At 52.6% G+C, this 12608-nt stretch carries 7 protein-coding genes; all 7 read left to right on the top strand.

The genetic code is table 11. From position 1 onward, the window contains the following. The first annotated feature begins 7 nt into the window (after positions 1 to 7). Complete coding sequence (locus ACQ9LF_RS02230) at positions 8 to 1324, top strand: Gfo/Idh/MocA family protein (RefSeq protein ID WP_462487736.1); 1317 nt, start codon at positions 8 to 10, stop codon at positions 1322 to 1324. A 420-nt stretch (positions 1325 to 1744) separates the two neighbouring features. Beyond that, positions 1745 to 5080: a ThuA domain-containing protein gene (locus ACQ9LF_RS02225; RefSeq protein ID WP_462487735.1), complete on the top strand. Its 3336-nt coding sequence runs from the start codon at positions 1745 to 1747 to the stop codon at positions 5078 to 5080. Positions 5081 to 5115: 35 nt separating this feature from the next. After that, the gene (locus ACQ9LF_RS02220) at positions 5116 to 6492 is read left to right on the top strand and encodes a Gfo/Idh/MocA family protein (RefSeq protein WP_462487734.1); all 1377 of its coding nucleotides are present in this window, start codon (positions 5116 to 5118) and stop codon (positions 6490 to 6492) included. Between the two features lie 53 nt (positions 6493 to 6545). Continuing rightward, positions 6546 to 7916 carry a Gfo/Idh/MocA family protein gene (locus tag ACQ9LF_RS02215; RefSeq protein ID WP_462487733.1) on the top strand — a complete coding sequence of 457 codons (1371 nt, stop codon included), beginning with the start codon at positions 6546 to 6548 and terminating at the stop codon, positions 7914 to 7916. A 54-nt stretch (positions 7917 to 7970) separates the two neighbouring features. Beyond that, entirely contained in the window at positions 7971 to 9389 is a 1419-nt protein-coding gene (locus ACQ9LF_RS02210; RefSeq protein ID WP_462487732.1) for a 3-keto-alpha-glucoside-1,2-lyase-like domain-containing protein, read from the top strand. 19 nt (positions 9390 to 9408) lie between these two features. Next, the gene (locus ACQ9LF_RS02205) at positions 9409 to 10764 is read left to right on the top strand and encodes a Gfo/Idh/MocA family oxidoreductase (RefSeq protein ID WP_462487731.1); all 1356 of its coding nucleotides are present in this window, start codon (positions 9409 to 9411) and stop codon (positions 10762 to 10764) included. Between the two features lie 19 nt (positions 10765 to 10783). After that, complete coding sequence (locus ACQ9LF_RS02200) at positions 10784 to 12607, top strand: cytochrome c3 family protein (protein ID WP_462487730.1); 1824 nt, start codon at positions 10784 to 10786, stop codon at positions 12605 to 12607. Position 12608 lies beyond the last annotated feature (1 nt).

The following is a 12608-nucleotide window of genomic DNA, read 5'->3' as shown; positions in this document are numbered from 1 at the left end:
TATGGCAATGACACCATGCAGTAAAATCAATCGCAGAAGCTTTCTCCGGAAAGCTTCTGCGGCTTTTGCGGGTGCAGTTGGGTTTCCCTATCTAATTAGTCCTTCTGCACTCGGTAAAAACGGCTATATTGCTCCGAGCAACCGCATCACGATGGCAGCGATTGGGTGCGGCTCTATGGGACGCGGCAACATGGATTCATTTCTGCAGATTCCGGAAGTGCAGATCGTGGCTGTCTGTGATGTGGACCAGAACCACCTCCGTAATGCCAAAAATGCGGTTGACAGACACTATGGCAATCAGGATTGCCGCAGCTATGGCGACTATCGTCAATTGCTGGCCAAAGAAAAAGTCGATACTGCCATGCTGGCCCTGCCGGATCATTGGCATGCGGCCATGGCGGTCGCCTGTATTCGGGAAGGGATCGACATCTACGGCGAAAAACCGCTGGCCCGAACCATCCGGGAAGGGCGTGCGATTTGTGATGCCGTCGCCCGCTATGGGACCATCTGGCAGACGGGAAGCTGGCAGCGGTCAATAGCCAATTTCCATCGCGGCAGCGAACTGGTCCGCAACGGACGGATTGGCAAAGTCCATTATGTGGAAGTCGGGCTTCCCGATGGCGGTGGTCCCAAACAGGCCAGCATCAAGCCCGTTCCGCAGACACTGGACTGGGAGATGTGGCTGGGGCCTGCTCCATGGCGGCCATTTATGGATTTTGGCGGCCAGGCTCCACACTGGGACTGGCGGTGGATTATGGATTATTCGGGCGGCCAGTTGACCGACTGGGCAGGCCACCATATCGATATTGCTCACTGGGGTCTGGGGTTGGATGAAAGCGGTCCGGTCACGATTGAAGGCCAGGGCAAGTATCATACGACGGGCGTTTACGATACCCCATATGCCTATTCCTTTGAATGTGAATATGCCACGGGTGTGAAAATCCGAGTTGCCAATGCATCCGCACTGCCCAAAGGGATGGGGACGGTCTGGTATGGTGACCAAGGGTGGATTCATGTGGATCGCGGCGACAGACTCGATGCCTCGGACCCCAAGATTCTCCAGGAAAAAATCGGCCCCGAAGAAATTCGCCTGTATAAGAGCAGCAATCATCAGCAGAATTTTATCGATTGTGTTAAAAGCCGTCGAGAAACCATTACTCCGGCTCGGATTGCTCATCGGTCCATCAGTGTGGGGCTGCTGGGGGAAATTGCGATGCTGACAGGGAGAAAATTGCACTGGGATCCGGCAAAAGAAGAGTTTATTAATGACAGTGAGGCCAACCGTTATTTGTCTCGTTCTTACCGGAGTCCGTGGCGATTATAAAAGTACCAATCTTTGCTTAGAGCAGAGGGATTCCGCAGTGAGTGACTGGCGATCACGGCAGGGGGTGTTGGTGTCGTGTGGCTGAAACGATGTAAATGGACAAACAACAATGACGTTTCCCGATGCATTCTGAATGAGTTGCCGGCAGCCGAAGCCAGGCTCGGATGTCTTGGCGGGTTGCCTGTGGGTCTGTTTGGCTTGGTCCTTTTGGCTGGACGGATGCTGCGGGAACATAACATCCAGTTGAAATCTGTCCCAGAGCCGATGCTCCAAGACCTGGCGAGGGGAAATGCGCGGCAACATCAGGCAAAGCCTATGGCTTGCCCTGCAGCTCTGTCGGCGGGAAAATAAAGAGTAAATTTCTACCTGAAACAACAATCAGGACAAATACGATTATAAGCACGATAGGAGAGTTTAGACATGGTAAAAAATGGGTTGATGGCTGCTTTCTTGTGGGGGATGATTCTGGCGTTGAGCTGTCAGGCTCATGCGGTAACGCAGGATGAAGAAACCAAAATTGCCGCAGCGATGCCGGATAAGCCGATTGTTGCCCCTGCCCGTCCGAGAACTGTTCTGGTGTTCAGCCGGTGTGATGGGTTCAAGCACAGCAGCATCCCCTATTGGATCAAGGCCCTGGAAATCATGTCTGCCAAGACCGGCGCATTTAAGGCGGATTTTTCCGATGATATGTCGGTCTTTACCGAACAAAATCTTCAAAATTATGATGCGGTCTGTCTGAACAATACAACCCACTTGAAATTTAATGATGCCCAGAAAGCTGCATTCATGAATTTTGTCAAAGGCGGCAAAGGCGTAATTGGGATTCATGCCGCGACGGACAATTTTTATGATTGGCCTGAAGCCGCCGAGATGATGGGCGGACAGTTCACCAGCCATCCCTGGGGGGCCGGCGGAACCTGGGCCATCAAGATTGATCAACCCAATCATCCCCTGATGAAAATGTTCGACGGCAAGGGATTCAAGGTCAATGATGAAATATACCTGACTGCCGCACCACTGTATTCCCGCAGCAAACAGCTGGTTCTGATGAGCCTGGATATGTCAGATGAGGCAACCCGAAATGCCCCGGGTGTTCCATCCAAAGATGCTGATACCGGTATAAGCTGGATCAAAAACTGGGGAAAAGGCAGGGTGTTTTATTGCTCGCTGGGGCATAATCATGATTTGACCTGGACGCCGGCTGTCTTGCAGCATTATCTGGCCGGGATCCAGTTTGCTCTGGGGGATTATGATGTACCGACCAAACCATTGCCGGCGTCGGTGGATAAGAACAAGCTGGATGAACTGGTCAAAGAGGCCAAAACCTATGAATATGGAAAAAGCCGCCTGTCGTTTACCCAGCTGCAGGAGATGATTACTGCTTGCATGGACGACCCCGCCTCACGGGCTGAAATTGAAACCGCGGTTTTGACGGCATTGCAGGACGCGATTGTGCCTTATGATGCCAAAGACATGTTCTGTCGGCAACTCGGATTGTTCGGTACAGAAAAATCCATCACGGTTCTTGGTCCGATGCTGGCTGATCCCAAGACATCCGATATGGCCCGTTATGCCCTCGAACGTATTCCGGGGGATGCAGTGGATCAGATTCTGCTGGGAGTGTTAACAAAAACACAGGATGAAAAGATTAAAATCGGCGTCATCACCTCGCTGGGTGCCCGGAAAACGGCTTCGGCAGTCAAGCCGCTGAGTGAATTGTTGGGGGATGCGTCGCAGGCAATTTCTGCTGCAGCGATTTTGTCGCTGGGCCGAATCGGTACCTCCAATGCTGCCGATGCACTGATGGCCTCAATCAAGACTATCTCACAAGACAATAAGATGCTGCTTCTGGATGCACTTCTGAGCTGTGCCCAGAAAGCGGAGAATGCAAAAGCCATCGCGATCTATCAGCAGCTTTCTGGCTCCGATTATCCGTCCGCTATTCGAGCCGGAGCATTGAGAGGGCTGGTGCAGCTGCAAACCGGGCAAGCCGAAAAGCTGATTGTTGCTGCACTGCAGGACCAAGACCCGGTTTTAATGACCGCTGCGATTACTTTGGTTCGTGAGGTCAGGGATACCGCTGCCATGGAAAAAATATTGGCCGGAGCCAGCACCCTGCCGGCAGATCAGCAGGTGCGGATGCTGGGGGCGATTGCCGCTGGCGGGAATCCGGCGGGGAAAAATTACGCTCTCAAGGCCCTGACCAGTGAATCTGCGGAAGTCCGCAATGCTGCAATGGCCGCACTGCAGGTCGTTGGGAAAGCAGACTGTGTCGAACTGTTGGCTCAAACCGCGGCCCGTGCAACCGATCGAAGTGAACAGGACCTGGCTCGCTATACGCTGGACGTGTTGCCTGATGAAAATGTAAATCAGACAATTATGACCATGCTGCAGAGACCGGCGGCGACCGATGCCGACAAAGCTGTGTGCCGGGAATTGATCCGCACCGCAGGTCAGCGACAAATTCGTGCGGCCATGGGCAGTCTGCTGAGTTTGGTTCGCGGCGATGATAACCGCACCCGACAGGAAGCGGTTCGGGCACTGCAGCTGATTGCCGGACCGGATGATTTGACAGCATTGGTTGCACTGCTGGTGGAAAAGCCCGATAATGCCATACAAGGTCTTGTTGTATCCGTGGCCGGCAAACAGGCTCCCGGGCAGGGCGGCGCCAAAGTCCTGACGGAAGCCTTTGATAAGACACGAGATAAGAATGCAAAAATGGCGTTGCTGGCTGCGATCGGACGCATTGGTGACAGCCAGACAGTCGATTTTCTCCGGACACAGGCTGCAGCTTCGGATGTGGAAATTGCTCAGGCGGCGTTTCGTGCGATGACGGATTGGCCAGGCAGCGATTTTGCTAAAGAGATGAAACAGGTTGCAGAAACGAGCCAGGATGAAAAGACCAAAGTAATTGCTTTTCGTTCGTATTTAAGGATGCTTGGCAAAGATTCCACTCGTTCCACGGAGCAGGTTGTTGAAGAGATCGCCAATGCCATGACCCTGGTAAATCGCAGCGCGGAACAAAAGCAGGTCCTCAGCGCCCTGGGGGCCTACGGCAGCGAAAAAGCCCTGAATGTGGCCATAACGGCAATGGAAAATCCTGAATTAAAGGCGGAGGCCGAGGTTGCCGTTGTGAGTATTTGTTCGAAAATAGGCTCGGGACTAACATCGCTAAAAGCCAAAACAGCTTTACAGAAGATCATGGATACATCCTCTAATAATTCTCTAAGAGAACAGGCCAGGAGAATCTATCGAGAACTGGATAAAAAAGCGGGATATATACTGGAATGGGAGATATCGGGGCCCTATATGGAGCCGCAGAAAACGGCCGATGAGTTGTATGATATAAAATTTATTCCAGAAACCAATGCAGGAAGTGTAACTTGGAAGCCGATGCCGAAGTCTGATAATCAAGACCAGTTTTGGCTGGTTAACATAGGGAAACTGTTGTCGGGAAACAACAGGGTTGCCTATCTACGGACCAATCTTGTTTCGGAAGCTCCAATTGATGCTGTGTTTGAGGTGGGCAGTGATGATGGAGTGTTGATTTGGCTGGATGGTAAGCTGATCCATACAAAACGAGAAGTTCGTTCGGTAACTCCGGCCAGTGACAAGGTTAACGTGAGCTTGAAAAAAGGCGACAATCCGGTTTTGGTTAAGGTGGTCCAAGGCTCTGGTGAATGGGGTTTCTGTCTGCGAGTCGTCACTCCGGACGGCAAACCAGTAAATATAGAGGCTATCACGGGTAGTAAATAGCCGGAATAATAAAATCTGTTTTTTTGGAGAGAAGAATGGATAAGCAAAAAAAAGCGGGGCAGGGATTATCGCGTCGTGATTTTCTCGGTTCTGCAGCAGGGATGGCATTATTTACTATCGTACCCAGTTCAGTTTTAGGCGCTGACGGGCAGACTCCACCCAGTCGCAAATTGAATGTGGCCGGGGTGGGTGTTGGAGGAATGGGCGCGGGTAATATTGCCGAAATTGCCAAAACCGAAAACATTGTGGCTCTGTGCGATGTGGATTTTTCGTATGCGGCCGGGACGTTCAAAAATTATCCCCAGGCCAAACAATTCAAAGATTATCGCAAGATGCTGGATGAGATGGGTAAGGATATTGATGCGGTAGTGATCGCGACACCGGACCATACGCATGCTGTGATTGCGATGGAATGCATGCGACGGGGCAAACATGTCTATGTCCAGAAACCGCTGACGAAAACTGTCTATGAAGCACGTATGCTGACGGAAGCGGCTCGCAAATATAAGGTGATTACCCAGATGGGTAATCAGGGCCACAGTGGCGAGGGAATTCGTCTGATTTGTGAATGGATCTGGGATGGTGCCATTGGGGAAGTCCGTGAAGTCCATGCCTGGACCAATCGTCCCGTGTGGCCGCAGGGGCTGTCCCGGCCGACTGAAACGCCGCCTGTTCCCGAATCGCTGGACTGGGATTTATGGATTGGGCCTGCTCCGATGCGTCCGTATCACCCTGCATACCATCCCTGGAATTGGCGCGCATGGGTGGATTTTGGAACCGGGGCTCTTGGGGATATGGCGTGTCACATTCTGGATCCGGTCTTCTGGGCATTAAAGCTGAAATATGCAACCAGTGTGCAGGGGACTTATGCGGCCAATGTTCTGAAAAAATGGGAAAAAGAGGGTGTCGATGAGTCTTATCCGCTGGGTTCGATCATTCACCTGGAATATCCGGCCCGTGGCGATATGCCCCCGGTGAAGATTCACTGGTACGATGGCGGTCTTATGCCCGAAAGGCCAGAGGAACTGGAACCGGGTCGCAAAATGGGCGATGGGGATGGTGGCGTTCTGTTTGTCGGCGATAAAGGCAAGCTGATGTGCGGCTGCTACGGCAAAGGTCCGCAGTTGATTCCGTACAGCAGGATGAAAGATTACAAACGTCCCGAGAAGACATTGCCCCGAGTGGAAACCAGCCATGAGATGAACTGGGTGGAAGCCTGCAAATCCGGCAAACCCGCCTCAACCCCGTTTGACTATGCCGGACCGTTTACGGAAATGGTGCTGATGGGCAACCTCAGCTTGTTTAAACCCGGCGAAAAGATTCTCTGGGATGGTGACAACATGAAAGTGACGAACTTCCCTGAACTCAATAAATATGTCAATCCTCCGTATCGTGAAGGCTGGTCTCTGTAATTCGTGATTTGGACTGAAACGGCAAGTCAAGGTGACAGAACAGGCGCATCACAATGAAGAAACGAAACGGCCCGGTTACCGACTCTCGTTTAAGAGTGTCACGACGCAGTTTTCTTGAAGGTGTGTCGGTGGGTGCCGCTTCGTTTCTTTTTATTCCCTCTTCTGTATTGGGTCAGGCAGGAAAACCCTCGGCCAACAATCGGCTCAATATCGCCGGTATAGGGGTTGGCGGGATGGGACAGCATAATGTCAGTGCGGTGGCTGGAACCGAAAACATTGTGGCTTTGTGCGATGTGGACAGTGCCTATGCCGGACCGGTTTTTAAAAAATACCCCCAGGCGAAGGTCTTTGCCGATTACCGCAGGATGCTCGATGAGATGAGCAATGAGATTGATGCGGTGATAATCGCAACGCCTGATCATACGCATGCCGTCATCGCGATGGAATGCATCAAACGGGGTAAACATGTGTATGTTCAAAAACCCCTGACGCGAACGGTGGAGGAGGCCCGGCGTTTGACCGAGGCCGCACGCCAGTATAAAGTAGCCACCCAGATGGGGATTCAGGGGCATAGCACTGAAGAAGTCCGCCTGACGTGTGAATGGATATGGTCCGGCGCCATCGGCAAAGTCACCGAAGTCCATATCTGGACCAACCGTCCTGTCTGGCCACAGGGAATCGGCCGGCCTGCTGACACTCCGACTATTCCCGGCTCATTAAATTGGGATTTGTGGATTGGTCCGGCACCCATGCGTCCATATCATCCCATCTACCATCCATTTAAATGGCGAGGGTGGCGGGATTTTGGAACCGGTGCACTCGGCGATATCGGTTGTCATTCCTTCGATCGGGTCTTTTGGGCCTTGAAGCTCAACTATCCGATTTCCGTGCAGGGCAGCTATGCCAACCCTCCCTTAGACTGGCAGCGACAGGATATCGTGGAGACATTTCCCACCGGTTCGCGGATCGTTTATGAATTTCCTGCTCGGGATGATATGCCTCCTGTAAAAATCTGCTGGTACGACGGCGGGTTGATGCCCGATGTTCCCGAGGAGATGGAAGAGGGACGGAAATTAAGTCCGGAAGGCGGGATCCTGTTTGTCGGCGATAAAGGCAAACTGCTCAATGGTACGCAGTTGCTGCCGTACAGCCTGATGAAAGAGGTCAAACGGCCTGAAAAAATACTGCCGCGCATCACGACGTCGCATGAAATGAATTGGGTCCATGCGTGTAAAACAGGCAAAAAGGCCTGTGCTGATTTTGACTTCTCTGGTCCCCTGACGGAAATGGTACTCATGGGTAACCTGTCTTTATACTATCCGGGTCAGAAAATCCGCTGGGATGGTCAGGCCATGCAGGCAGTCAATCTGCCCGAAGCAAATCAATATGTAAAACATCTTTACCGCGAAGGCTGGTCATTGTAAAATCAAGCTGAAAAAACGGTTTTGTCAGAGTTCAAACAGAAGAAAGGTTGGGAAATGAATATGATCAAGAAAGCGCCATTTGTTGTTTTACTCTGTGTGTTGGGAGTGACAGGGATGGCCGAAGAGCTCAAGTCACATCCGAAGACCGATGCCTATGATGGCTGGCGTATGGGAACCCAGGCCTGGACCTTCCGACTGTTTAGCTTTTTTGAGGCCGTCGAAAAAACACGGGCATTGGGGCTGGGCTGGATTGAAGCCTTCCCCGGCCAGAGCCTGTCGTCGGAAAACACAGATATCAAGATGGATGCTGCCATGCCCGCGGAGTTCCGCAAGCAGGTCAAGGAGAAGCTGGCTCAAGAAGGCGTGACGTTGGTCAATTTCGGTGTGGTGGGGCTGGGAAATAATGAAGCTGAAGCCCGAAAAGTATTCGAATTTGCCAAAGACATGGGAGTCGAAACCATTGTTTCCGAACCCTCGCTGGAACAGATGGAAATGCTGGACAAGCTGTGTCAGGAATACCGGATTGGTCTGGCTATACATAATCACCCCAAGCCCTCCCGCTATTGGAATCCTGAAACCGTGCTAAAGGCCTGTGAAGGTCGCAGCTCGTGGATCGGGGCCTGTGCCGACGTGGGACACTGGGTCCGTTCCGGCCTGGATCCGGTCGAATGCCTCAAGCAGCTCGAGGGCCGTATCCGTTCCGTCCACATCAAGGAAATCGGCAACGGTGAGGATATTGTCTGGGGTACCGGCCCAGCCCGCATGAAAGGCATTCTTGAGGAATTGCATCGGCAGGGCTACAAGGGGACCTTTTCCATCGAATATGAAACCGCATGGGAAAACAACTCGCCCTTTATTTATCAGAGCCTGGTGTATTTCAATACCATTGCATCTGGATTGAAGCCAACAGGCTGGAAACCGCTGTTTGCCGAAGATTTGTCCAACGCAGATTTCCAGGCCGGCGGCTGGACCATGCAGCAGGGTGTTCTGGAACTGAAGGCCGGCAGCAAGGATATCTGGACCAAAGCTAAATACAGTGATTTTGTGCTGGATATGGAATTCAAACTGGATCCCAAGACCAACAGTGGCGTGTTCCTCCGTGCCGGAGATCACAACTGGCTGCCCTGGGTGGAAGTTCAAGTGGCCGACAACGCCGGGGAGGCCGTGTCCAAGCATATCTGCGGCGGCATCTATGACATACTCGAGCCGACCCGCAATGCTGTCCTGCCGGCAGGACAATGGAATCGTCTGACCATTCAGGCTCAAGGCCCCATCATCCAGGTGGTCTTAAATTCTGAGCAGGTTGTCAATATGAATCTTGACAAATGGACCCAGGCACATCAGAATCCGGATGGCACACAGAATAAGTTTGACGTTGCCTATAAAGATTTGCCCAGGACCGGTTTTATCGGTCTTCAGGATCACGGTGTAAAGGTCTGGTATCGAAATATCAAAATTAAAGAACTGAATTGACGGAAAGGCAGATTGAGCAATGACGCAGAAATTAGACCGCAGAACATTCATGAAAACCACGGCTGCGATTGGAGCTGGATTGTTTGTAACCGGCAGTGCTTATGGTGCCGATGATGCCAATAAAGATGTGATTAACGTTGCCTTGTTGGGAGCCGGCCCCCAGGGACAAGCCCTGATGAATGCGATTGTCAAACTGGGCAAGGCGTCAAATGTACGTTTTGTCGCAGTGTGCGATATATGGGAAAAAGGAAATCTGTCCCGCGTCTCCAAAACCCTCAATGCCTACAAAGCGTTTGGCTGGAAGGGGACGCCGTATGTTGATTATCAGGAGATGCTGGATAAAGAAACCGATCTTGATGCGGTGATTGTTGCGACACCGGATTTCTGGCATGCCGATCATACCGTGGCCTGTCTGAAAAAAGGTCTTCATGTGTATTGTGAAAAAGAGATGAGCAATACCCTGGAAGGTGCAAAGCGGATGGTTTTGGCTGCCCGGGAAACCGGCAAGCTGCTGCAAATTGGCCACCAGCGCCGCAGCAATCCCCGCTACCGGCATTGCTATGAAAAATACATTCAGGAAGCCAGACTGCTGGGTCGGATTACCACGGTCAACGGTCAGTGGAATCGCAGCCGCCAGGCCTGTATCGACAATGTCTGTCCTCCTGGCCAGGAAATTGATGAAGCCATACTCAACAAGTACGGCTTCAAGGACATGAAGCAATTTATGAATTGGCGCTGGTATAAAGGTCTGGGCGGGGGGCCCATTGTGGATTTGGGGTCCCACCAGATTGACATTTACAGCTGGTTCCTCGATGCTCAGCCGACCAGTGTTATCGCCAGCGGCGGTACGGACTACTGGACCGACCATGAATGGTACGATAACGTGATCACCGTCTATGAATACAAGACCAAAGAAGGCATCGTTCGTGCCTCGTATCAGACCACGACGACCAACAGTGCCAACGGTTATTTTGAATGTTTCATGGGGGATGAAGGAACCCTGTTGATTAGCGAAGCAGCCGCTCGCGGCAGTATCTATCGCGAATCCTGGGTGGAAGAGCAGAAATGGGAACCCTGGGTGGCCAAAGGATACATCAAAAAATCCGGCGGCATTGTTGCCAAAAAAGCCGACGAAGCGGCTCCCGCCGATGTACGTGAATCGGTTCCGGCTGCCGAATATAAAATCCCGGTGACCATGGATGTGCCGTATCATCAGCCGCACCTGGTCAACTTTTTTGATGCCATTCGCGGCAAGGCCAAATTGAATTGCCCTGCTGAAATCGGTTACGAAACTGCCGTGACTGTGCTGAAGATTAACGAAGCCATCGAAAAAGGCTGCAAACTGGAATTCAAACCCGAAGATTTCAAGGTTTAGTCGGCGGATGGAACGCAGGATGAAACGACGATTAGGATGGGTATTGCTGGTTGTTTTAAGCAGCGGATGGATATGGGCCGAGGAAGCCCTGATTGGCGACAGCAACGATGGTAACCGCTACACGCCGGTCCATCTGATGCAATTGATGGATGAATCGGGCGTAGCGATACGTGCCGCGGATGCGGATGCCAAGCCGTTTTCCATGGAAAAAACATGCGGCCAATGCCATACCTTTGATGTGATTACCCGGGGCTGGCATTTTCAGTTGTCCGACCCGCAGAAAAACGATGGCCGTCCGGGACAGCCGTTTGTCCTGGCCGACCCCAAAACCCGTACGGTGCTGCCTGTCTCGGAACGCAACTGGCCGGGTGTGTACAGTACCAAACAGCTGGGTATGAGCCAGTGGGAATTTATCAATGCCTTCAGCAGCCATATTCCCGGCAATCACTACGGCAAGTTCACCGATGCCGAGGATGACCCGCAGGTCATGCTTCGCAAGGAAATCAGCGGTACCTGGGAGGTCAATTGTCTGGCCTGTCACAATGCCGACTTCCGTCAGGATCAGAGTCTTGCGGCCCTGCAGGCGGCCCGACAGAATTTCCGTTGGATCAATACCGCGGCAACCGGCATGGCGGTGGTCAACGGAACTGCCTCGGCGCTGTCGGATTTTTTCGATCCGACTGTCGATAAGGGCATTACCGTCGCCTACAACCCCTCGATATTTGATAAAGACGACAAGGTCTTTGTGAATATTACCGGCAATGTCTCCAATGAACGGTGTTATTTCTGTCATTCCGTTCAGGATATGGCTGTCCCGGAACATTCCGAATGGACGCGTGATGAAGATGTTCACCTGCATTCGGGCCTGAAATGTACGGATTGTCACAGGCATGGTACCGACCATCAGATTGCCCGTGGCTATGAAACGGACAATCCGGAGCTGGCTGGTCTGACCTGCGAAGGGTGTCATCTGGGGCCCAAAGGGCAGGAAACCGCGGCAGGGCGGCTGGGCTCTCCGACCCCCCGGCACCCGGGTATCCCGACCATTCATTTTGAAAAATTGACCTGTACCGCCTGCCACAGCGGACCGGCCCCCAAAGATACCGTCGGTCAGGTACGTACTGCCGGCATCCACAAGCTGGGTCTGCATGGCAAGCACAAAGTCGATATGAAACTGCCCCATGTCTATGAGCCGGTGCTGATGAAAGGCCAGGACGGCAAAATCGGCCCTTATCGTCTGATTTGGCCGGCGTTCTGGGCGTCTCTGGATAACAACGAAGTCAAACCGCTGCTGCCGCGTGATGTGGCGGATGCGGTCAGCTCTGTCGTCCAGGGCAACGAACCTAAAGAGAACGACTGGATGACCCTGTCAGAAGAACAGGTTGCCTCGATATTGACCGCTTTGCAGTCCGACGAGCGAAAAACACCTGTCTATATCTGTTCGGGCAAGATGTTCAAACTCGGCGAAGACGGCAAGCTCCTGACCGAATCCCACGCCGCGGCCGCTCCGTATGCCTGGCCGCTGGCCCACGATGTGCGTCCCAAAGATCAGTCGCTGGGAGCCAAAACCTGTGCTGATTGCCATACGACCGATTCGCCGTTCTTTTTTGCCCAACTGCCCGTGGACGGCCCGGTACCAGCGGGTCTGGAACCGGTGGAAATGGTCAGCTTGCAGGGCCTCAGCAGGGTGTATGTCTGGGCGTTTAATTTTTCGTTTGTGTTCCGTCCGTGGCTGAAGATTGTAACCTGGTCAGCCTGCGGCCTGATTGCTTTGGTTTTGCTGCTGTACGGGCTGAGGGCGTTGTCTGCGATAACCCGCGTCTGTGTGGAGGATAAGGCTTAAT

The organism is Anaeroglomus insulsum, assembly GCF_050689095.1.
Lineage (GTDB): Bacteria > Planctomycetota > Phycisphaerae > Sedimentisphaerales > Anaerohalosphaeraceae > Anaeroglomus > Anaeroglomus insulsum.
The sequence above is the reverse complement of the archived record's forward strand: the minus strand, read 5'-3'. Positions and strand labels throughout refer to the sequence as shown.